Raw genomic sequence first — 22513 nt, forward strand, 5'->3', positions numbered from 1 at the left:
TCAGTTCCTATGAGCGATAACAGCCAAATTAAAGTAATCGTCGGCATGTCCGGTGGTGTTGACTCATCCGTATCCGCTTACCTGTTAAAAGAGCAAGGCTATCAAGTCGAAGGCCTGTTTATGAAAAACTGGGAAGAAGACGACAACGATGAATATTGTGCCGCTGCAGAAGATCTGAAAGACGCACAAATGGTCTGTGAAAAGTTAGGAATCGAATTACACACGGTTAACTTTGCCGCCGAATACTGGGATAACGTGTTCGAGTACTTCCTTGCCGAATACAAGGCAGGACGTACCCCCAACCCGGATATTATGTGTAACAAGGAAATCAAATTTAAAGCCTTTTTAGAGTTTGCCGCCGAAGCCTTGGGCGCCGACTATATCGCCACCGGCCACTATGTGCGCCGTGAAGAGCGCGATGGTAAGTTCGCCATGCTCCGCGGTGAGGACGACAACAAGGATCAAAGTTACTTCCTGTACACCCTAAGCCATGAGCATATCGCCCAAACCCTGTTCCCAGTGGGGGAATTACCTAAGCCGCAGGTACGTGAAATCGCCGAGCAACAAGGCTTAGTGACCCACGATAAAAAAGACAGTACCGGTATCTGTTTTATCGGCGAGCGTAAGTTTAAAGACTTTTTACAACGTTACCTTCCAGCCCAACCCGGTGTAATCGAAGACACGGATGGCAACGAGGTGGGTGAACACGAAGGTTTGATGTATCACACCCTAGGTCAGCGTAAGGGCCTGCATATCGGCGGTCTAAAAGAAGGCTCTGGCGAGCCTTGGTATGTCGTCGACAAAGACATAGAGCGCAATGTGCTGGTTGTAGGTCAGGGTAAAGACCACCCTCGCCTGTATAGCAATGGCCTTAATGCAGATCAGCTGCATTGGGTTGACCGCGTTGGTCCTAAAGGCACGGCACGCGTTACGGTGAAAACCCGTTATCGTCAGCACGACATCCCTTGTACTTTATTAGTTGGCCAAGACGGCGTTGCTCGCGTGCTCTTCGATGAGCCGCAAAAGGCGGTAACTCCAGGTCAATCAGCGGTATTTTACGACGGCGATGTCTGCCTTGGTGGCGGTATTATCGACTCGGTGATCCGCTAGTATGAACGCCAATCAAGTGATGGCCCTGGCGGCCATGTGCCAAGTAGCCCTGCAGGTGCAAAAGCTGGCCAAATACGGCCAGTCACAACAGCATGAAATTGAGCCGCTGCTCAATTCCTTGTTAGCGACCGATGCCGACAATGCCGAGCAAATTTACGGCAGCAGTCGTAATCTTCATTCCGGCTATCGCGCCCTGGTTTCTCAGTTAAGCCCGGGCAGTGATAAAAACGTCGAGCTGGTCAAATACGTCGGTGGCTTAATTCAACTTGAACGCATCCTGAGCAGCAAGCCGCAAGCCCTGGCCGAGCTTGGCCGCGATATAGACCTGGTAAAAAATAAATTAAACCACTTAGACCTGCTTGATGAGTCTATTATTGCCGCCTTTGCCGATACCTATGCCCGCATCATCAGTCCGCTTGGGCAGCGCATTCAGGTATTCGGTCAACCGGCACTATTAAAACAAAGCAGCATTCAAAACCGTATTCGCGCCCTGCTCTTGGCAGGCATACGCGCGGCGGTGCTATGGCGTCAGGTCGGTGGTAAACGCCGCCACTTTATATTTGCCAAACGCAAAATATTGGCCTTAGCTAAAGAACACATTTAAACCCCGGCTTGTGAGTTATTGGCTTGCAAGCAAATAAAAGATAATCGTTCAACGTAACTTAGGAGTTAATATGGAGCTTTCAGCGTTAACCGCGATCTCTCCGGTAGATGGGCGCTACGGTAGTAAGACAACTGAACTACGTAGCATTTTTAGTGAATTTGGTCTGATCAAATACCGCGTACAGGTAGAAGTACGTTGGTTACAAGCCCTCGCCGAGGCCAAGGAAATTGCAGAAGTTCCAGCGTTAAGCGCAGAAGCCAATGCCCTGCTTGATAGCATAGTTGCAAACTTTAGCGAAGCCGATGCGGCCCGCGTTAAAGAAATTGAACGCACCACCAACCACGACGTAAAAGCGGTTGAGTACCTTCTAAAAGAAAAAGTGGCCGATAACGCCGAGCTTAATGCCGTTAACGAGTTTATCCACTTCGCCTGTACCTCTGAAGATATCAATAACCTGTCACACGGCCTGATGCTAAGCGAAGCGCGCGATACCGTATTGCTTCCTTACATGGATCAGCTACTTGACGCAGTTAAAGAAAAAGCCGTTGAATACAAGTCAATCGCCATGATGACACGTACTCACGGTCAGCCTGCTTCACCTTCAACCATGGGTAAAGAGTTTGCCAACGTGTACATGCGTCTTAAGCGCCAGCGCGATCAGGTTGCTCAAGTAAGCATGCTAGGTAAAATCAACGGTGCCGTTGGTAACTATAATGCTCACCTAAGCGCCTACCCTGACTACGACTGGCACACACATGCAGAAAAGTTTGTTACCAGCCTAGGTCTTACTTTTAACCCGTTCACCACGCAAATCGAACCACACGACTACATCGCCGAGTTGTTCGATGCGGTAGCGCGTTTCAACACCATTCTTATCGACTTCGATCGTGACGTTTGGGGTTACATTGCTCTTAACCACTTTAAGCAAAAGACCATTGCCGGCGAAATCGGTTCATCAACCATGCCGCACAAGGTTAACCCGATCGACTTCGAAAACTCAGAAGGTAACCTGGGTCTGGCCAATGCGATTTTCGCTCACCTGGCGCAAAAGCTTCCAATTTCACGCTGGCAGCGCGACCTAACCGACTCAACGGTTCTACGTAACCTGGGTGTTGGCATGGGTTATACCCTAATCGCTTATCAAGCGACCCTAAAAGGGATCAGCAAGCTTGAAGTAAATGCCGACCGTTTACTTGCCGAACTTGATCAGAACTGGGAGCTACTTGCAGAGCCAATTCAAACGGTAATGCGTAAGTACGGTATCGAAAAGCCGTATGAAAAGCTAAAAGAGCTGACTCGCGGTAAGCGTGTTGATCAGGTGGCTATGGCCGAGTTTATCGACACGCTTGAACTACCAGCAGAAGTTAAAGCGCAATTAAAAGAGCTAAGCCCAGCCAACTACATTGGCCGCGCCGTTGAGTTCATTGATAACCTTTAATTTTCAGCACTAGAATATGCTATAAAGCGAAAGATGCGGCCAAAAGCGCTGCTCTTTCGCTTTTTTTATACCAATTCTGTTAAGTAAGTGAATTGGTATTATAGGAGTAACCATGTACAGCCTAACAATAAACGAGCTCAGCAAGGCGCAATTTTTAGCGCAATACTGGCAGAAACAACCCCTACTCATTAAGGGCGGCTTTAAAAATTTTGTTGACCCGATCGATGCAGAAGAACTCGCCGGTCTGGCAATGGAAGAAGGGATAGAGTCGCGTATCGTCACTAATAGTGACGGTTGGCAATGTGCCAATGGCCCTTTTGAAGACTTCAGCACCCTAGGCGAAGAGCACTCTACCCTGTTGGTACAGGCGGTCGACCATTGGCACCCTGATGCTGCCGAGCTGGTTGAGCCATTTCGTTTTATTCCCAATTGGCGCATTGATGACTTGATGGTGAGCTATTCCACCCCGGGCGGCGGTGTGGGTCCGCACATAGATCAGTATGATGTGTTCATTATTCAAGGTTCGGGTAAACGCAATTGGCGAGTTGGTCAGGTTGATAAAAGCGTACAACAATTTAGCGCCAATAAAGGCCTGCTCCAGGTTGGCTCTTTTACTGCGGTTATCGATGTCGAGCTAGAGCCAGGTGATATTCTCTATATTCCGCCTAATGCGCCGCACGAAGGGTATGCCATTGAACCATCGCTAAACTATTCAATTGGTTTTAGAGCGCCGAATCAAACGGATCTGCTCTCTGCATTCGCCGATCACCTCATTGACCATGACCTAGGGCAAGCACGTTATGGTGATGAACAACTAACGGAGCGCCCCAGTCGCGGTGAACTAACCAGTGATGAAATCGCTCGCTTGCGTAAATTAATGATTGCCGCGATTGACGACGACAGCACCTTCTTGCGCTTTATCAGCGAAAGTCTCAGTGAGCCTAAACATGATAAGGACTTATTGCCCTTAGATGAGCCGCTAGAAGAACACCAGGTAATGGATTTCCTTAGTGATTATCCCCTTTTACACAAGGCCGGAGGTCTGAGATCTCTGTACGTAGAACAGCAAGATGCCGTTATCCTTGCCGTTGAAGGCCACAGCTTTTGCCTGCCAATCAATCACTTGGAAACCGTAAAACTATTATGTGATGAGCAAAGCATAGCTACCCATGTGCTGGCAATGAATACAAGCTGTTTACTTTTCAGGCAGACATTAGCTACACTGATCAAAGAAGGTTATTGGTTTGCAGATTAGGAGGGGTTATGCCTTATCGGATCCACCAAGTCGACTGGGGGTCTCAAGATAGCCCGATACGCCAAATACGTGAGCGAGTCTTTGTTTTCGAATTAAACATTCCCAAAAGTGTTGAATTTGACGAGCGCGACAATAATGCCCTGCATTTTGTCGCCTATGATGAAAACGGGACTCCTGTTGCTACTGCACGCCTATGTCAAGACGGCCTTTTAGGCCGTATTGCCGTCCTTCCAGACCATCGTAACCCCAGCATCTATACAGAAATACTCAAATACGTACTTATCAACGCCAGCAATTGCGGCTTTAAGTCCATATGTATTAATTGTGTGCTCGATGAGGTAGAACGCTTTAAGCAGAAAGGCTTTTCGCCTTGTGGCTGTGTGTTTATGGAGGCTGGCATTCCAAGACAGCGCCTGGAATGCCCGGTGTCACGCTGTGACAGTAGTCCTTTTACTATGGTTCATTAGTCCATAGTTCTTGTTTTTCGTATAGCTCATAAAGGCCATGTGCACGGTTTATCAGCAGTTGAGCAAAGTCGTGCTGAGTTTTATCTAAACGTGGGCTATTAAGCAATTGATCTGCTTTAAGCTGCCATTGCAGTGAGAAATGACGAATTGCCTCGCGAGCCGAGCCAGCGGCTGACACTTCAATATGATCGACAGGTAACTGACCTGTGATCACCCAATAGGTTTTGCCATCTTGCGCCTTAAACTTCCACACCGCACAAAGTGGTGCTAAGAAGCGACTGTCTTTTTCTACCAAAGTTTTTGGCATGATGCCTTTTTCGGCTAAATGCTTTTGCGCAGCTTCAAAACCTTGACGTTGGAAGGCGCGAATTAGTTGTTCTTGTTGTGCTAATTGTTCTTGTTGTTGCGACATAATACTACTTCTATTGTTGTTGCTAGGGTCACTTTACGAAGAAGCGCCCTGCCTTGCAAGCCCTAAAGGATACAAAGCAGGAGTTTAGTTTTGTGAGGGTTAGTTGCCCAATACCTTGGCGGGGTCAATCTTTGCCGCCTGCCAGGCTGGATAAATAGAGGCTAACACTGTGATCACTAAGGTAATGGCCGCCACCAGAGCGATATCCTGCCAATGAATTTGCGCTGGCAAAAAGTCGATAAAATAGACGCCGGCCAGCTTATTTTCACCGATAAAATCGCTCCAGAGCACAAAAATATCCGTGATGTTGAGTGCCAACAAAACACCAACCAAGGCGCCAATCAAGGTCGCTATCACGGCGGAAACTACCCCCTGAAGCATAAAGGCGAGCATAATGATCACATCACTGGCGCCCATGGTGCGTAAGATGGCAATGGCACTTTGCTTCTCTTTTACTTCCATAAACAGCGAAGAAATAATATTAAAGCTGGCCACGGCTATGATCAAAAAGACGCTTAAATAAACTATGGTGCGCACCATTTGAATATCCTGATACAGGCCGCCCTGAGTGCGAACCCAGCTGTTCACATAGACATAGTCATCGAGGGAGCGACCAATACGCATAGACTCGCTCTGGGCACTAAATACATCATCCAGGGTAATGCGCAATCCGGTGACCTGATCCTCTGTAAAAGCAAACGCCTGCTGCAAAGCGGTCAAAGGCAAATAAACTTGCAGTTTATCCAGCGGTCCATGGCTTTCAATTAACCCTGCCACCTGCACATTTAAGCGTATCGGTGCGCTTAGGGCATCGCTGGGGTTATTAATATCCGTCATCAAGAGCGTCAGGCTATCGCCGCGCTCAAGCCCCAGCGCCTTGGCCAATTGGGCGCCGATAATCACCTCATTGGCATCTAACTCCGTCAGTTTTTTACCACTTATAAAGTCATCGACTATGGATACCCTGGTTTCAAGTTCGGGCACTACGCCCCTAACCTGTGCCGCTTCGAGCTTACCGCGATATTGCGCCATGGCATTGACGGCAATAAAAGGCGCCGCCGCAACTACATTGTCTTGTCGCTCCAGGCGTTGCTGCTTTTGCGGCCACCGCTCTATAGGCCTGTCCGCGGCCACATACTCAACATGGGGCACCAGGGCTAACAAGCGCTCAACCAATTGCTGCTGAAACCCGTTCACCACGGACAGCGCCAAAATAAGTACGGCGACACCAAGAATAATACCCAGGCTTGAGCTGCGGGCCATAAAGCCCATAAAACCGCTATTACGCTGAGATTTACGAAAACGCTGCGCCAGTAGCAAACTTAAGGACATGGCCTTCATAGTACATGAGCCTCGGACCTTTGCGGATTCAATACGCCCTCATCCAAGACCACGGTACGGGTAAGGCGACTGGCCAAATCAAGATCATGGGTCACCACCACAAAGCTAGTGCCCAAATCCTGCTGCAATTCCATCAACAAGGCGAAGATACGCTGGGCATTGTGTTTATCCAGGTTACCCGTCGGCTCATCGGCCAGCACCAGATCCGGTCCACTCACCACGGCACGGGCAATAGCCACACGCTGGCGCTCGCCACCGGACAGTTTTGCCGGTTTATGGTCGGCGCGATGGGTCAGTCCCACCTTCTCCAGCATGACTTTCGCTTTTTGTTCGGCCTCTTTGGCATCCATTCCCGCTATCAGCAAGGGCATGGCCACGTTCTCAAGTGCCGTAAACTCCATCAGCAGATGGTGAAACTGATAGATAAAGCCCAAATGCTTATTTCGAAACTGTGCCTGTTGCTTACGCGTCAGTTTGGCCACCTCGGTATTGCAAATTTCCAAGCTACCCTGCGTGGGTTTATCCAAGGTGCCAAGAATATGCAATAAGGTACTTTTACCCGAGCCGGAAGAGCCGACTATAGCAACGCTTTCGCCGCGCTCAACGGTTAAATCTATGCCCTTAAGCACCTCAATTTGCTCCGCCGCATCGCTGTAAACCTTGGTCAACCCCTGACAACTAATTACCTTACTACTCATACCTTAACACCTCTGCTGGACGCACCTCGGCGGCCTTTTTCGCTGGATACAAGGTGGCGACAAAACTCATCACCACGGCCCCAAGTACAATTAGCATTAGATTGCTATAGGACACCACCACCGGCAGCTCTTGCTGACCAAATAAATGCAAACCGATCGCCGCTAAAATGGCATTGAGGTTAAAAACCACCAGCACAGCTAAAACCGCGCCTATCACGCTGCCGACCACACCGTTATATAAACCCTGTATCATAAAAATTCTGGCAATTTGGCTGTGATCTAACCCTAGGGTCTGCAAAATTGCCACCTCGCCTTGTTTCTCCCTCACCATCATGGTTAAAGAGGATAAAATGTTGAACACGGCGACCATAAATATCAGCCCCAAAAGCAGGCTCATAATGCGTTTTTCCATCGCCACCGCAGCAAATAAACTGCCCTGACTCTGCCGCCAGTCTGTGACGCCCTGACGCTGTTGCTCATTTAAGCGTGACAGCACCAATTCGCTGTTAAAAGCATCGCTCAGGCTTACTTCAATGGGCGCATCATCGGCATTTTTTATACGCAACAAACGCTGCAATGACTCGCCAGAGGTAAACAGAGTATGCATATCCAGCTCTGAGCCGGTACGGTAAATAACAGCCACGGTGAATAATCGCTGCGCCGGAATGCGGCCCATGGGCGTATAGGTAGAAACACTGGGAATGGTCACGCGCAGCGTATCGCCGACGCCCACATCCAAAGTACGGGCCAAATAGCGACTAATGGCGATGTGATAGCGCTCATCATAGAGGCTCTGCATCCTGCCCACCTCAATGTTGTCGATTACATTATCCGGCAAGGTTTTATAAGGAGCTTGCAATAGCACGCCCTGGATGTCAGCGGCGCTTTGCACTATGGCCTGAGCCTGATGATAACGCTTGATCGAGCTGACTTCCGGCTGCGCTTTTAAATCAGCGATCAACTCTTGCTGCGCCTGGGGCTCTCGCTCGGCCATAGTAAATTGCAAATGAGGGATCATCGACAACATGGTGCGTTTTAGGTTGTTTTCAAAGCCATCCATTACCGACATCACGGTAAACAAGGCGGTGATGCCTAGGGCTATACCGGCAATGGAAAAAAACGAAACAAAGGAGACAAACGCACTGCCTTTAGATAAGCGCGAGTAGCGTAGACCAATAAATAAACTGACAGGCTTATACATCAACAGCTTAACAATAAAACGAAATTGTCACGATGCTAACACAGGGACGCGGTCATGGGTATGCTCAGCACTTCCGGTAGGCGAATTTATCGCCCCAGCCCAAGGTCGTAACTGGCCCCTAGCCTATCACTCAGATGCTCGGCGAGATAATCCATCAGCGCCTTGGTGGCATTGGCCTGGTATAAATTAGCCGGGGTAATGGCAGATATGGGCTCTTTGCGAATTGCAAAACTGTGCAGCACCTCTTTGAGCTGGCCCTGTTGCAGCGCCGGTTGCACATAATAATCCGGCAGTTGTACCAACCCCAAGCCACGCATGGCCGCATCCGCCAAGGCCCAACCGCTGTTACAGCGTAATTTGGTCTTGGCTATTTTTACATGCCTAAAGCGCCCAATCTTCTTGAAATCGCCAGGTGTCGGCATGGCCGAGAAGGCATTGATGATGAGCAAGCTCACTCAATACATAAGGCTGGCCGTATTCGTTTAAGTATTCAGGTGACGCACAGACTATTACCGCCCTTGATGCCAGTCGACGTGCTTTAAGATTCGAGTCCGCAAGCTCACCGATACGTATAGCCAGGTCTATATGCTCACCAATTAAGTCCATGGTTTGATTACTCAAGATCATGGTGACGCTGACCTTAGGGTAAAGGGCCATATATTCGTGCACTAGGGGCATAATAAATTGCTCGCCAAACATTACAGGTGCGGTGATCCTCAATTGCCCACTGGGTTGGGCCTGCTGCTGTTGCAGCGCCCACTCCCCTTGCTCAAGTACGCTCTGCGCCTTTTTGGCATGGTGCAAAAGCAACTCACCTTGTTGCGTCAACACCACCTTACGGGTGCTGCGAATAAAAAGTTGAGTATTGTAATACTCCTCCAGGGCACTGATTGAACGACTGATATGGGCCACCGAGGTGCCTATTTGCCGTGCCGCGGAGGTAAAGGATTGAGCTTGCGCCGCAGCAATAAATTCCGGCATGCCTTGCCAACGCATTATTACCTCTTTGTAAAAGTATATTAATTCCAGTTAAAACTTAACATATTGTGTAATAATTTCACCTCATTTCATAAGAAGAGATCCATGGTTATGGCTGAATTTATTAAATCAAAAGCCGCCGTTGCTTGGGGCCCTAAGCAACCACTTAAAATTGAAGAAGTCGATGTGATGATGCCGAAAGCCGGCGAAGTGCTGGTAAAGATCCATGCCACAGGCGTGTGTCATACCGATGCTTTTACCCTCTCTGGTGAAGACCCTGAAGGCATCTTCCCTGCCATCCTAGGCCATGAAGGCGGTGGTGTAGTTGAAGCCATAGGCGAAGGCGTGACCAGTGTAGCCGTGGGTGACCATGTTATTCCTCTTTACACCCCGGAATGTGGCGAGTGTAAGTTCTGTACCTCGCGTAAAACCAACCTGTGTCAAAAAATTCGTGAAACCCAGGGTAAAGGCCTGATGCCAGACGGCACCACACGTTTTTATAAAGACGGTGAGCCAATTTATCACTACATGGGCTGTTCAACCTTCTCCGAGTACACGGTTCTGCCTGAAATTTCCCTCGCCAAGGTGAATAAAGAAGCGCCTTTGGAAGAAGTCTGTCTATTAGGTTGTGGTGTTACTACCGGCATGGGCGCTGTGCTTAATACCGCCAAAGTACAGCCTGGTGACACAGTCGCTATCTTTGGTTTGGGCGGCATCGGTCTGTCGGCCATTATCGGCGCAAAAATGGCCGGTGCCGGTCGCATTATCGGTATCGACATCAACGAAAGTAAGTTTGAGCTGGCGAAGAAACTTGGCGCTACCGACCTTATCAACTCCAATGATTACGATAAACCAATCCAGGAAGTGATCGTTGAGATGACAGATGGTGGTGTTGATTATTCATTCGAGTGCATCGGTAATGTCAATGTGATGCGCAGCGCCTTGGAATGTTGTCATAAGGGCTGGGGTGAGTCTGTGATTATCGGTGTTGCCGGTGCCGGTCAGGAAATCTCAACACGTCCATTCCAGCTGGTAACAGGCCGTGTATGGCGCGGCACCGCCTTTGGTGGCGTAAAAGGTCGCTCAGAGCTGCCAGAAATCGTAGAGCGTTACCTAAATAACGAGTTCGCTCTGAATGACTTTATTACTCATACCATGCCTCTTGAAGACATCAACGAGGCGTTCGAGCTGATGCACGCGGGTAAGAGTATTCGCAGCGTGATCCATTACGATAAGTAAGGGGGCGATATGAGCCTGGAATTAATTGCCAATAATAAGGTACACGGCGGCTGGCATAAGCGTTACAGCCACAAATCCGCGGTGAATAACTGCACCATGACCTTTGCCATCTTTTTGCCCCCGGGCGTGGATGAAACCGCAAAGGCACCTGTGCTGTATTGGCTGTCGGGTTTAACCTGCACCGATGAAAACTTTATGCAAAAAGCGGCGGCCTTTAAAACCGCCGCCGAGCTCGGCATTATTCTTGTGGCACCAGACACCAGCCCACGTGGCGAGGGAGTTGCCGATGATCCCGAGGGCAATTACGACTTCGGTTTAGGTGCCGGCTTTTACGTTAACGCCACCGAAGAGCCTTATAAGCAGCACTACCAAATGTATGACTACATATGTTCTGAGCTGCCGGCACTGATTGATGAGCACTTTCCCAGTAATGGTAAAAAGGCCATCAGCGGCCATTCCATGGGTGGTCATGGTGCTTTGGTTTTAGGTTTACGTAATCTTGGCCAATACACAAGTGTTAGTGCCTTTGCTCCTATAACCAACCCGCTTAGCTGCCCTTGGGGTGAAAAAGCCTTTAGTGGTTATTTGGGTAAAGACAGGGAGAGTTGGAAGGCCTATGACAGCTGTGAGCTACTCAGCCATACCCCAGTGGATAAATGCCCGCCGCTGCTGGTCAGCCAGGGCATGAGTGACACCTTTTTGGAAAGCCAGTTGCGACCGGAGCGTTTAATCGCCGCGGCAGAGCAAGCCGATGTCTCTCTTTGCCTGGAGCAGCACCCTGGTTACGATCATAGTTACTTTTTTATCAGTAGCTTTATCGACCAGCACTTGCACTTCCATGCACAATACTTAGGCTAACGGAAAGCCCTTAGGGAAAGCCCTTAGGGCCGGCCCTTACAGATAACAAAAAGCCCCGCTGATGCGGGGCTTTTTTCATTCTTTCACGACCTGCTTATTTGGTCATGTCGCTGTACGGATTGGCAATATCCAGACGAACTGGCTTATCAAAGCCCGGGATCTGCATCTGCTCGGTATCGAAGCTGATGGCATTTTCGTCGATAAGACCTTCACCAAAACGATAGATAAGTGAAAACTCGCCGCGTTGCGCCTGTTCAAAATAAACCTGCTGTTGCGCTGCTGTATCTTTAAAGGCCACTTCATGCTCCGCGATTGCAGCATCGCCATGACGAGCAGCCAACATGCGTTTAGTCACACTTGGGCTGAGCACAGGCGCGGTGGCGTTGTTACCACCAAAGCCTTTAGAGTTAATAAAGGCCACATCCTGAGGGGCACATTGATAATGCTCCAGGCTGATATTAAGACGAGCGTTAAATACATCGTCCGCCACCTTATCTATGGTGGTTACACCCGGCATGATGTTGTCGCTAAACACACCCAGGGCAAAAGCAAGCTGATCGCCACTGGCTGGTGCTATGGTGTGGCCAACAAAAGCTTTTGGCGCCACAACCGGCCAATTGTTAATGTCATAAGCAGTAGCGATACGGTCGTAAATCGCCGACTCGGTCACACGGTTTTGTGGTGTGCTCGAACCATGGGCCAGAATAAAGCTGCGCTTACTGATGGCTTCATCGCCAACAATGGCTTGTGCCAATGCCACGGCTTTGGCCATAGTGATATAGTTACCCGGACCCGGTGCGGTAATAGACTTCTTAAAACCATCGGCATTAACAAACACATCCGGCACACTGCCAAGAATGTCAGCGCCTAATTCCAACGCTAAGGCGTCGTCCATTAATATGGTCACCTGAGCGCCCTCACCTATGGTGAAACCACAGTTTTCGCCAAATGGACGCGAGGTACGGCGGTAATCCACTTCATCGCTGCCATCAAGTTTTTTCAGGTTATCGTCGTTGGCCAAGGCGCCCATATTACCGAAGCCTTCAATGATCTCCGGCTCGATGGCACATTCGCTTGAAGCCACGATAGCAACACGAGTACGACCAGCCTTAATGTCGTGTACCGCAGCACGCAGGTTATACAAGAAGGTGGCACAAGCACCTGAGGTGGTAAAGGTGGTACCCACGTTACCGGTTACATAGGCATTGATAAAGTCGGTAGACATGGTATTAAGACCCAGCGCCAGCTGTTTGGTGCTCACACGGTCACCTTGCAGACGCGCTTTAAACAGACCGCCAAGACCTTCGCTATTCACCTGACCGGCCACAGACGCACTGTAGGTACCGATTTGATCCGGCTCCACCGAGTTCATCACCTTTTGCCAATCCAGACCGCTGGCATGAATCGCATCACTGGCAGCAAAAATAGTGGCTTGCAGACCACGCGGCTGATAACGGCTGTTATACATTTGCGATGGGTCAAAACCGGTAGGCAATTGACCAGCAGCCTTGATGGGGTTGTCACGGTAACTGTCGAGCTTAACCTCAAAATCACCACAAATGGTTACTTCAACCTGGCCTTTTTCCAGCTCGGTGACTTGCCAATTACTTGGGATAGGCTCAGGAAGCTGACGCTTACGGGTGGTAAAGCTGATAGGCGCACTGGCTTGGGCTACCAATTTTTGATGCGAATGAGTGGCATCAACGTCGAAGAAACGCTCTTCGATACGACGAATTAGGGTACCAGCTAGGATCTGCTCGCCCAGTTGCGCTTCAACATTGTCGGCTGTGATGGCAACGCCATCCTTGCTCAGCAATTGTCCCTGCTCGTCACTTACCAGATTCATTAAACTGGCCAGGCCTAATAGGGTTTCTTGACGCTGTGCTAATGGCAAGGCATCGAGTACCACACGGCGGAAACCCTGGTTAAATGACGTGCGCCCGGCGGCATTAATACCACCCATGGCAACAATTACAGGTAATGCACTCATAACAACTCATTCTTTTACTTTGGAAATTGTCCCTAGTGTAAGTGGAACACAGCGGTCGATATGTGTTTTAATGGCCATATATTTATCAAATACGGCCAAATTTAAATGGTCGGATCTTTTATGAAGCCATTTAACGTATTAATAGCCTGTATCCACAAATGCTGGCCACCAGCCTGACCCTGCCTTTTGAGATGCTCCACGCCGGGTATGCCTTTGCACGGCGCCATAGCAAGGAAGCACCGAAACTCTGCCTGCAGTTGATGGCACAAACCACTGAGCCGGTTCTCGCCCACAGTGGCCTGCCCTTCACCGCCAACGTCGGATTAGATGCACTAGATACCTGTGATCTGCTTATTTTACCCAGCCTGTGGCGCAACCCGCGCCCGGTATTGAGAAAACAAGAGGGTATGATTCAGGCGTTGGCCAAGCTCGACCCAAAACGCTGCGCCATGATAGGCGTTGGCACCGGCAACTGCTTTCTCGCCGAGGCCAAATTGCTCGACGGCCACCCGGCCACCACCCATTGGCATTATGCCGATCAGTTTAAGCGGGATTACCCTAAAGTTGAGCTAAAGCCCGAGTACTTTATTACCCAGGCCGAGGGACTTTATTGTGTCGCCAGCCTCAATGCCTTAGCCGACGTGATAGTGCATATCCTTGAGAATCTCTATGGCCGCGAATGTGCCCTGCATGTGCAGCGCAACTTCTCCCATGAGGTACGAAAACCCTATGAGCAACAGCGCTACCTAGAAGGTATGAATGAACGTCACCCCGATGAGCTTATCGCCCAGGTTCAGTTTTGGCTGAAGAATAACCTGAGCGCGGAACTGAGTATTGCCGAAATAGCCAGTCAATTTGCCATCTCACAGCGCACCCTGACGCGGCGCTTTAAACAGGCCACCGGCCTAAGTCCGAATCAATATTGGCGCAAGCTTAAGGTACAGGCTGGCCAGGAGTTGCTCGCCAACTCCAACCTCAGCATTAACGATATCGCTTTAGAGCTGGGCTTTAACCATCAGGCACTGCTCAATAAGCTCTTTACCCAGGAGCTAGGACAAAGCCCGAGTGAGTACCGCACCCTGGTGCGTAAAAAACTCTTTAGCAGCGACAGTGACTAGCCAAGCATTATTGCGCTCTATTGCGCTTCGGTGCGGGCAAGATATTGGGCCCGGGGTACAAATTCCAACACTGTGGCATTAATGCAATAGCGCGGTTTGCCTCCCGGTCCCTCGTTGGCAAAGACATGCCCCAAGTGAATACCTGAGGATTTAGAGCGAATTTCCACGCGGCGCATGCCATAACTGTTGTCTTGATGACGGGTTACCTGCCCCGCCACGGGTTTGGTAAATGACAACCAGCCGGTGCCGGAATTAAAACGATCTTTGGTATCGAATAGAGGCGCACCTGAGAGTTTGTCTATAAACACACCGTCCGGCGTATTTTTAAAGATTTCATATTCCTGACAAAAGCGATTATCCGTGCCCTTGTTAAAGGCGACCCGATAGGCCTCGGTGTCTCCTAGTTTGAACGCGCCCAGCGCCTTATAAAACAGACTAGGTTCCATGTACCCCTGATAACCGGCCACTTCCTTGCCGTTTTCTAAAAATAAGATGGTCGGCGTCGCAAAAGTGGGTGTGGTCACGCTTAGGCCATCAAGCTGTGACGCATAGCGCATATGTACCTTGATAGAGCCTTGATAGTCATTCAGTACATCCGCCTTAAATTTCTCACAGTACGGGCAATAGGCACGGGCATCGAGCATGACAATATGCTTCCCCTTTAACAGCGGCGTATTATCGACCCGAGCTTCTTCTTGCTTTGCAAAACGAACGCCGGTGGAATGATCCGGGCAATAGCCATTAGGGTTTTTGCGAAGATAGTCCTGATGATAATTTTCGGCAGGATGGAATTTTTCCAGCGGTTTGATAACCGTCGCTATCTGGCCATAACCGGCCTGGGTTAATAATTTTTGATACTGACTCTGTATCTTAACGGCAATACCCTGCTGCGTTTCATCGTAGGTAAGTATGGTGGAGCGATACTGGGTGCCCCTATCATTGCCCTGACGATTAACTTGGGTAGGGTCATGTTGTTCAAAGTAGAACTGGAGGATTTGCTCTAAGCTGACGACATTGGCATTAAAGGTCACGCGCACCACTTCGGCGTAGTTATTTTCATCAAAACGACGTTTTCTGGCGATGATGTTCTGATAAGTGGGTTTAAATCCCCGTCCATCTGCATAACCCGACTCGGCGTTGAGCACCCCTGGTAAGGCTTCAAAACGCTTTTCAACGCCCCAAAAACACCCAGCCCCAAGCACAATTTGTCGCGTCGCGTTGGTCATTTGCGCCTTATCGGCGCCAAGCAAGCTGCTTGAACTTAGCCCAAGAAACAGTGAAATCGCGCATAAAAACAACTTGTTAAACATAATAACCCCGATAGACTGTAGAGATAAGAAGATATTCGGTGATATCAATGCAGGTCTCATATTTCCCCTGCACCTGTTTATTAGACCGTACCCAGGCTTATAATTATTCACACAGCCCAGAGCTAAGCCGTAACACCAGAATTAAGGATCAGCTTGCTATGACTTCAGCCTTGCCGGCGCCGCATTTTTATCAAATCGATAACGCCACCCTGGTATTGGACGCCAGTCCTATTAGCGCGCTCGATACGGCGCAAAAGCAGCGTATGATCAATGCCTTGGCCCGCCAGTTGCTGCTACAACCTGATTATGTAGATGTAGTCAGTGCCGATCAAACCTTGACCCTGTATGGCCGCAGTCATCTCGAATTAGAGAGGGTGCAAAAACACTTACTGCTGATGTGGCAGCAATTTGATGAAGATAGCAGTCAAAGTCAGTTTCATGAGATCAAGGTGCAATACGGTGGCAAACACGGCTTGGATCTCGCCTCGATAGCTAAGAGTTGTGGCCTTAGCGAGCGCGAGGTCATAAATATTCACACCAGTGGGCTTTATACCGTGGACTTTATCGGCTTTCAGCCCGGCTTTGCCTATATCAGCGGCCTGGACTCGCGCCTGCAGCTGCCACGTTTGGCTACACCCCGTACCTTAGTGCCCAAAGGCAGCGTTGCCATCGCCGCAGATAAAACCGCCATCTATCCTGCTAACTCTCCTGGTGGCTGGCATATTCTCGGCCACACAGAGCAGACGCTGTTTGACCCAAGTAAACAGCCACCGGCATTATTCGTCCCTGGCGATACCCTGCGCTTTGTGGAGGCTTAGACCATGTTGACCATCATTAAGCCCGGACCCCAGCTAACTATTCAAGACCTTGGCCGCTTTGGTCACCGTCACTTAGGCGTATCCCAGTGCGGCGCCCTTGATAGCGATGCCCTACGGGTTGCCAATCTATTGGTAGGCAATAACGAAGATGCTGCCGCGTTAGAGATCACCCTGGGCATGGCCAAGCTGCGTTTTGAACGACCGTGCTGCTTTGCTCTTAGCGGCGCCGATATGAGCGCTAATTTAAACGGGAAGCGCATAGAAACCGGCTGGTGTTACCGGGCTGAAGCTGGGCAAACCCTCACCTTTGCCTCCTCGTCTCTGAACCTGCGCTGCTATTTAGCCATAAGCGGTGGTTTTGCTTTAGAGCCGCTCTTGGGCAGTTGTAGCACGGATTGCATGGCCGGATTCGGCGGCCTGGATGGGCACGCTCTTAAGGAAGGACAACAAGTTGCTTTCGCCACCAGCAAATTTGAGTGGCTTAATTGGGGAGCCAAGTTACCCAGGCGCCAAGGCCCAATCCATTATATTGCCGAGCCCAGAGAATTTGGCTTAGCAGCAAAACTTAAACTCGCGTTTAGCGAGGCAACTTGGCAGGTATCGGCGCAAAGCAACCGCATGGGGTTGCGCCTGCAGGCAGAGCCAACCAGCGCGGACCTTGACGAGTCCATTGGCCATAATCTAAGCCATGCTTTAAGCATTAAAAGCACAGCGGTGGCACCGGGTAGTATACAACTGCCGCCAAGCGGCGAGCCCATAGTCCTGTTAAATGATTGCCAAACCACCGGCGGCTACCCGCTGTTGGGTCAGGTGATCGCCGCAGATCTGCCGCGCTTAGGGCAACTCAGGGGTGGCCACAGCGTCACCTTTACCCCGGTGACCCTGGCTCAGGCGCGACAATTGAATCAACAACATCAGAACGAGCTTAATCGCCTACGTTTGGCCATGCGCTATCGCCGCGAGTCTAGTTAAAACGCTCAAAAGCTGATTTGAGTTATTCATTCTATTTTTGTGATTGCATTAATCATATAAACCCATTTTATCTATCAATATGCCTGACTAATAATAAACGGACTTGAACTGGAGATTTAGAGAATTAGTCATGAAGAAAACAGCCACTTTCGCAACCATGCATTTCGCCATTGCCTTTGGTGTAACCTACCTATTAACCGGTAGCCTGGTGCTTGGAGGCCTGGTCGCCATTGTCGAGCCGGCGGTGAATACAGTGGCATTTTACTTCCACGAGAAAGCCTGGGGACTGGTTGAGCGTAAGCACGCTATGAATGCAGAAGACACAAGTGTGCTGCTTGCTTAAAGCAGCGTCTCTATATCTAGTGAACTTAAATAAAACACTCAATGCTAAGGGTTTGAAACGCAGGAAGCGTAGGTAGTATAGCTCGGGAATAAGTTGGGGTTGTCGCTCGTGCTGTTCGGTTCACTGGTGCTCACATAGCCATAACCGAGATCCACGTCGTAATAGTAAGCATCATCGGCTGTCACCGACCAGTAAGTGCCATCGGTTGGCCAACCCCGTGCACTAAACATATTACCGTAACTGTCATATAAACCCATTAACTCTTCTCGCGTTGGTAAGCGCCAGTTGGTTCGCCCTCCGAGACTTTGGGAATTATAGGTATTACACAGTGCCTTTGCATTGCTCCAGTTGAATAGGTAGAAAGTGCCGGATGGTCCCCGCGTGCCATCCACAGTCCAAGTTGGGTGTGTTGGATGTGTTGGACTTCCTCCAATACCGTCTAGGTAAGCCACTGATGGTGAGTTAGTAAACAATTTTCCACTGCCCGTATCGAAGACATCAATACAGCTATTTGCGACAGAAGCGCACTTGTTGGAGCCACTGGCTGCAGTACTCAATACAAGTGCTATTACTGCGATTAATTTAAGTTTCATGTGTCTCTGCATTTAGTTAGTCCTGCACAAGGCTCTTTATTCTCTATCTAATTAAACATTGCCGCAGCCAATTCAGGCTTAACGCCGTGGTAAGCAGCGTCTATACTTGCAGCGAATAGATGCCGATTGCTTGTTCTTTATTTGGGATGTCCAATGTATTTGGCACTTTCCTTAAAAGCCTTGCCCCAGCACGTTCAACTATTTTAATGCTGGCAAAATTGTTTTCTAAACACTGGAATTCAATGGTGCTAATACCCAGCTCAGTCGCTAAGTAGGGGATCATCACCGCTAAAATTTGCCCAACCACCCTATTGCCTCGGGCGTTGTCGGCAAGCCAGTAACCGAGTTCACATACTCCCTTATCAGGGTCAATATATTTAACACCAAAGACACCACTGAATTGATTGTGAAACTGAATCGAGAACCACTGCGCCCCATCTAAGCCACTATTTAAGCGGCTTTGAATGTAAGCTCGAGCACAGGCAATATCCAGGACGCTTTTTTCCCACGCCATATATTGAGAGAGGTTAGCTCTGCTTTGCTCAACAGCGTTAAACAGCGCCGGCGCATCTGCAACGCTTAAATGATTAAGATGTATGTTATTCGATATCTTTAGGAACATAGGGCCTCTTTTTATAGGGATAACGCTTTGCTAAGCGGCGAAAAGCGCTTGGCTAAAATTAGCGAAGAATGAGCGCAAGCCAAGCGTTTTACGTCCTTTCTTGAGCGACTTGTTAGGCATACATTACAACTCCTCGCCAGTTACTACATTAGAGTCATTAGCCTTATTTACCGAAAGATGGAGTACAGGAAATGAAGATTCCCCACCAATACCACCTACCATTTTTTGCTTTTCAATTGCAGCAAAGGCGAAAATATTAAACTCGCGTAATGCTTTTATCTCTTTATCTAGCTCTCTTGATGCATTAATTTTTTGAATTGGTTCCATTTCATTAGCCAATTCAGCCCAATCTTTAACGTTTTGAATAAAGCTCGCGACTATATCTAATTCTTCATCAGTTAAATTGTCGCTGTAATCATTGTAAAAAGCATATGCACCAGCAGCCAAATTAAACATTTCTTTACCCGTATTGATAACAGGTAATTTTTCAGGGATTTCCTCTTTTGTTCTCTTTATCCGTACTTTAGGTATTTCTGGCTGATCTTTAAGTTTATCTTCAACCCATTTTTCATGGTTGTTTTTTGTTGTTCTTAATCGTTCTGGCGTATAGGTTTCGACCTGGTCATCTATTTGCTTATGGTGAACCCGACAAAGCAAAATTAGATTTGATACATCATCAATTTTATCTTTCGGAAAGTCCGGATTGCTTCTTGGGCCTTTGTTCGCACCAGAAATAATATGGCATTCTTCTCCAACAATAGACTCATTGTCCATTTGAGTACTATCAAAGACTAAAGTATGCCTACACATAGCACATTTATTTCCAGATTTACCCCAAAGGATTTTTCGGTTTTTATCTGAAATTGCCACTGAACACTCCTTGTATACCTAACAGCTTATTAGCAGGACCTTACAAGGTAAGTATCCTTTCAAGGTAGGAAGGAAACTACCCATCTATTGTCGCACTAATAAGAATAAAAAATATTTATAAATCATACAGTAAATTAATTTTTTCCTTCGTACAATGCAAAGGTGATGCAGCAATAGAGCAATAGATTCCCTTGCTACCGTGGCAATCTACTTACTCCCGCCAATAACCAGTTAAATAAAACCATAATACTCCCGTCTAGAGTCCGCGCTTGTTTGGTGCAAGCAAACCTCCACCAGCCTAGTGGGCATAAAGAGTACGGCACGTAATAAGACCGCTTTTCCCATAAAATTGCGATAGCAGCTCGGAGATTGACCGCCCAAAACCCACCTTAGTGCATAAGGGTGAAATAGCGCACTAAATTGGCGCATAAAAAATTCAAAAACAACCTAGCCAAGCATGTGACTTGGCATATTTTTTCTGCTACAACAAAAGCTCGAGATAGGAATGAGGAAAACAAATATGTGTTCAATTTTTGCGGTGCTCGATATCAAGTCCAGTATTGCGCAATTGCGCGAGCAAGCCATAGACATGTCGAAACTCTTGCGCCACCGCGGCCCGGACTGGTCCGGCGTTTATACCGGCGACAAGGCCATTTTAGTGCATGAGCGTCTGGCCATCGTCGGCGTACAAAGCGGTGCACAGCCGCTGTTTAATAAAGCCGGCAACCATGTGTTGGCGGTCAATGGTGAAATCTACAACCATCAGCAACTCGCCGATGCCCTGACCATAGACTACGAATTTCAAACCCAGAGCGATTGTGAGGTGATCCTCGCCCTGTATGAAGAAAAAGGCAGTGCCTTTCTCGACGAGCTCAACGGTATTTTTGCCTTTTGCCTGTACGATGAAGAAAAGGATAAATACCTGATTGGCCGCGACCACATTGGCATTATCCCCCTTTATACCGGCCGCGATGAATACGGAAATTTTTATGTGGCCAGCGAGCTCAAGGCGCTGACGCCAATATGTAACAACATTGAGGAGTTCCCTCCCGGTCATTTCCTTGATAGCGAGGTGGGCGAATACCAGCGCTATTATCACAGAGACTGGCAAGAATATTCCGCGGTCAAAGACAATGATGCCGAGCCGGAAACCCTTAAACATGCCCTGGAGGCTGCGGTAAAACGCCAGCTGATGTGCGATGTGCCCTATGGGGTTTTATTGTCAGGGGGCCTGGACTCTTCGCTTATCTCCGCCATTACCCAAAAATATGCCGCCAAGCGCATTGAGGATAACGATGCCAGCGATGCCTGGTGGCCAAAGTTGCACTCCTTTTCCATCGGCCTTGAAGGCTCGCCGGATCTTACCGCCGCCGCCAAGGTTGCCGAGCATATCGGCACCATTCACCACCCTATTCACTTTACCGTGCAGCAAGGAATAGACGCCATTAAGGAGGTCATTTACCATCTGGAGACCTATGATGTCACCACGGTGCGCGCCTCTACCCCCATGTACCTGATGGCTCGTCATATTAAGGCCATGGGCATTAAAATGGTGCTCTCCGGCGAGGGCGCCGATGAACTCTTTGGCGGCTATCTGTATTTCCATAAGGCCCCCAATGCCGAGGAATTCCATGACGAATTAAACCGCAAGGTGGCCAAGCTGCATATGTTCGATTGCCTGCGCGCCAATAAATCAATGGCCGCCTGGGGCGTCGAGGCGCGAGTGCCGTTTTTGGACAAGGAATTTATCGATATCGCCATGCGCATTAATCCGGATGCAAAAATGTGTAAGGACGGGCGCATCGAAAAGCACATTATTCGTGAAGCTTTCGATGGCTATCTGCCGGAAGAGGTCTTATGGCGACAAAAAGAGCAGTTTTCTGATGGCGTTGGCTATAACTGGATAGACTCACTTAAAGCCTACGTCGAAGAGCAGGTATCGGACCGGGATATGCAAAACGCCCACTTTAAATTTCCGCTCAATACCCCGGATAGCAAAGAGGCGTATTTTTATCGCAATATCTTCGAGCAACACTTCCCCGGCGGGGTTGCGACCTTGTGTGTGCCCCACGGCAAATCGGTGGCCTGCTCTACCCCGCAAGCGCTGGCCTGGGATGCGTCATTTCAAACCAATGCTGACCCATCCGGGCGCGCCGCCAATACGCACCAAGCCGCCTACACAGCCGAGGCTGCACTCAAGGAATAACACCTACCCGGCGCAGTCTCGACTGCGCCACCTTCTTGTTGCTCGGACCGCTCTGATGGTTGGAAACATT

General features: G+C 49.1%; 23 protein-coding genes. 12 read left to right on the forward strand and 11 right to left on the reverse strand.

The genetic code is table 11. The annotated features are described in order from the left end of the window. Positions 1-9: 9 nt before the first annotated feature. From mnmA to C2M35_RS10130, 5 genes are all read left to right on the forward strand, one after another. Positions 10-1110 (forward strand): tRNA 2-thiouridine(34) synthase MnmA, encoded by a 1101-nt coding sequence (mnmA, locus tag C2M35_RS10110; RefSeq protein WP_105198934.1) that lies wholly within the window; start codon positions 10-12, stop codon positions 1108-1110. 1 nt (position 1111) lies between these two features. Beyond that, a complete protein-coding gene (hflD, locus tag C2M35_RS10115) occupies positions 1112-1714 on the forward strand; it encodes a high frequency lysogenization protein HflD (RefSeq protein WP_105198933.1) in 603 nt (200 codons plus the stop codon). A 70-nt stretch (positions 1715-1784) separates the two neighbouring features. Next, complete coding sequence (gene purB / locus C2M35_RS10120; RefSeq protein ID WP_105198932.1) at positions 1785-3152, forward strand: adenylosuccinate lyase; 1368 nt, start codon at positions 1785-1787, stop codon at positions 3150-3152. 112 nt (positions 3153-3264) lie between these two features. Further along, positions 3265-4407 carry a cupin domain-containing protein gene (locus tag C2M35_RS10125; protein ID WP_105265248.1) on the forward strand — a complete coding sequence of 381 codons (1143 nt, stop codon included), beginning with the start codon at positions 3265-3267 and terminating at the stop codon, positions 4405-4407. An 8-nt stretch (positions 4408-4415) separates the two neighbouring features. Next, positions 4416-4874, forward strand: a complete 459-nt coding sequence (locus C2M35_RS10130) for a GNAT family N-acetyltransferase (protein WP_105198930.1) — start codon at positions 4416-4418, stop codon at positions 4872-4874. Here the strand turns inward: C2M35_RS10130 and C2M35_RS10135 are convergent. The 6 genes from C2M35_RS10135 to C2M35_RS15885 all read right to left on the reverse strand — a co-directional run bounded on the left by C2M35_RS10135 (position 4861) and on the right by C2M35_RS15885 (position 9522). Then, positions 4861-5286: a DUF4826 family protein gene (locus C2M35_RS10135; protein ID WP_105265249.1), complete on the reverse strand. Its 426-nt coding sequence runs from the start codon at positions 5284-5286 to the stop codon at positions 4861-4863. The two genes, C2M35_RS10130 and C2M35_RS10135, sit on opposite strands and share 14 nt — an antisense overlap. Before the next feature lie 99 nt (positions 5287-5385). Further along, positions 5386-6618 (reverse strand): lipoprotein-releasing ABC transporter permease subunit, encoded by a 1233-nt coding sequence (locus C2M35_RS10140; RefSeq protein ID WP_105265285.1) that lies wholly within the window; start codon positions 6616-6618, stop codon positions 5386-5388. A gap of 5 nt (positions 6619-6623) precedes the next feature. After that, positions 6624-7325 (reverse strand): lipoprotein-releasing ABC transporter ATP-binding protein LolD, encoded by a 702-nt coding sequence (gene lolD / locus C2M35_RS10145; protein WP_105265250.1) that lies wholly within the window; start codon positions 7323-7325, stop codon positions 6624-6626. Continuing rightward, positions 7318-8526 carry a lipoprotein-releasing ABC transporter permease subunit gene (locus tag C2M35_RS10150; RefSeq protein ID WP_105265251.1) on the reverse strand — a complete coding sequence of 403 codons (1209 nt, stop codon included), beginning with the start codon at positions 8524-8526 and terminating at the stop codon, positions 7318-7320. Before C2M35_RS10150 ends, lolD begins: the two co-directional genes overlap by 8 nt. 86 nt (positions 8527-8612) lie before the next feature. Further along, positions 8613-8975 (reverse strand): LysR substrate-binding domain-containing protein, encoded by a 363-nt coding sequence (locus C2M35_RS15880; RefSeq protein WP_158677960.1) that lies wholly within the window; start codon positions 8973-8975, stop codon positions 8613-8615. Then, positions 8908-9522: a LysR substrate-binding domain-containing protein gene (locus C2M35_RS15885; RefSeq protein WP_105265253.1), complete on the reverse strand. Its 615-nt coding sequence runs from the start codon at positions 9520-9522 to the stop codon at positions 8908-8910. Before C2M35_RS15885 ends, C2M35_RS15880 begins: the two co-directional genes overlap by 68 nt. 93 nt (positions 9523-9615) lie before the next feature. On the opposite strand from C2M35_RS15885, the gene C2M35_RS10165 reads away from it, so the two are divergent. Both C2M35_RS10165 and fghA read left to right on the forward strand, forming a co-directional pair. Next, entirely contained in the window at positions 9616-10743 is a 1128-nt protein-coding gene (locus C2M35_RS10165; protein WP_234000048.1) for an S-(hydroxymethyl)glutathione dehydrogenase/class III alcohol dehydrogenase, read from the forward strand. A gap of 9 nt (positions 10744-10752) precedes the next feature. Next, the gene (gene fghA, locus C2M35_RS10170; protein ID WP_105216025.1) at positions 10753-11601 is read left to right on the forward strand and encodes an S-formylglutathione hydrolase; all 849 of its coding nucleotides are present in this window, start codon (positions 10753-10755) and stop codon (positions 11599-11601) included. 94 nt (positions 11602-11695) lie between these two features. Here the strand turns inward: fghA and C2M35_RS10175 are convergent, their stop codons facing one another. Beyond that, positions 11696-13591 (reverse strand): beta-ketoacyl synthase, encoded by a 1896-nt coding sequence (locus tag C2M35_RS10175; protein ID WP_105265255.1) that lies wholly within the window; start codon positions 13589-13591, stop codon positions 11696-11698. A 158-nt stretch (positions 13592-13749) separates the two neighbouring features. On the opposite strand from C2M35_RS10175, the gene C2M35_RS10180 reads away from it, so the two are divergent. Continuing rightward, positions 13750-14709: a GlxA family transcriptional regulator gene (locus C2M35_RS10180; protein WP_105265256.1), complete on the forward strand. Its 960-nt coding sequence runs from the start codon at positions 13750-13752 to the stop codon at positions 14707-14709. 17 nt (positions 14710-14726) lie between these two features. Here C2M35_RS10180 and msrA read toward each other — a convergent pair whose 3' ends face one another. Then, positions 14727-16019, reverse strand: coding sequence for a peptide-methionine (S)-S-oxide reductase MsrA (gene msrA / locus C2M35_RS10185; RefSeq protein ID WP_105265257.1), 1293 nt, complete (start codon positions 16017-16019; stop codon positions 14727-14729). A gap of 158 nt (positions 16020-16177) precedes the next feature. Here msrA and pxpB point away from each other — a divergent pair, with 158 nt between their 5' ends. The 3 genes from pxpB to C2M35_RS10200 all read left to right on the forward strand — a co-directional run bounded on the left by pxpB (position 16178) and on the right by C2M35_RS10200 (position 18152). Continuing rightward, on the forward strand, positions 16178-16837 hold the full coding sequence (gene pxpB / locus C2M35_RS10190) for a 5-oxoprolinase subunit PxpB (RefSeq protein ID WP_158677961.1): 660 nt from the start codon (positions 16178-16180) through the stop codon (positions 16835-16837). A gap of 3 nt (positions 16838-16840) precedes the next feature. Next, positions 16841-17809, forward strand: coding sequence for a biotin-dependent carboxyltransferase family protein (locus tag C2M35_RS10195; RefSeq protein WP_105265259.1), 969 nt, complete (start codon positions 16841-16843; stop codon positions 17807-17809). Between the two features lie 130 nt (positions 17810-17939). Continuing rightward, complete coding sequence (locus tag C2M35_RS10200) at positions 17940-18152, forward strand: DUF2061 domain-containing protein (RefSeq protein WP_105216037.1); 213 nt, start codon at positions 17940-17942, stop codon at positions 18150-18152. 44 nt (positions 18153-18196) lie between these two features. Here C2M35_RS10200 and C2M35_RS10205 read toward each other — a convergent pair whose 3' ends face one another. The 3 genes from C2M35_RS10205 to C2M35_RS10215 all read right to left on the reverse strand — a co-directional run bounded on the left by C2M35_RS10205 (position 18197) and on the right by C2M35_RS10215 (position 20237). Continuing rightward, entirely contained in the window at positions 18197-18745 is a 549-nt protein-coding gene (locus C2M35_RS10205; protein WP_234000049.1) for an Lcl C-terminal domain-containing protein, read from the reverse strand. Positions 18746-18845: 100 nt separating this feature from the next. Then, positions 18846-19367 (reverse strand): GNAT family N-acetyltransferase, encoded by a 522-nt coding sequence (locus C2M35_RS10210; RefSeq protein ID WP_105265261.1) that lies wholly within the window; start codon positions 19365-19367, stop codon positions 18846-18848. A 123-nt stretch (positions 19368-19490) separates the two neighbouring features. After that, positions 19491-20237 (reverse strand): HNH endonuclease signature motif containing protein, encoded by a 747-nt coding sequence (locus tag C2M35_RS10215; RefSeq protein ID WP_105265262.1) that lies wholly within the window; start codon positions 20235-20237, stop codon positions 19491-19493. 520 nt (positions 20238-20757) lie between these two features. Here C2M35_RS10215 and asnB point away from each other — a divergent pair. Beyond that, on the forward strand, positions 20758-22443 hold the full coding sequence (gene asnB, locus C2M35_RS10220; protein WP_105265263.1) for an asparagine synthase B: 1686 nt from the start codon (positions 20758-20760) through the stop codon (positions 22441-22443). Positions 22444-22513 lie beyond the last annotated feature (70 nt).

It is taken from the genome of Pseudoalteromonas sp. T1lg76 (genome assembly GCF_002964725.1).
In the GTDB taxonomy this organism is placed as follows: domain Bacteria; phylum Pseudomonadota; class Gammaproteobacteria; order Enterobacterales; family Alteromonadaceae; genus Pseudoalteromonas.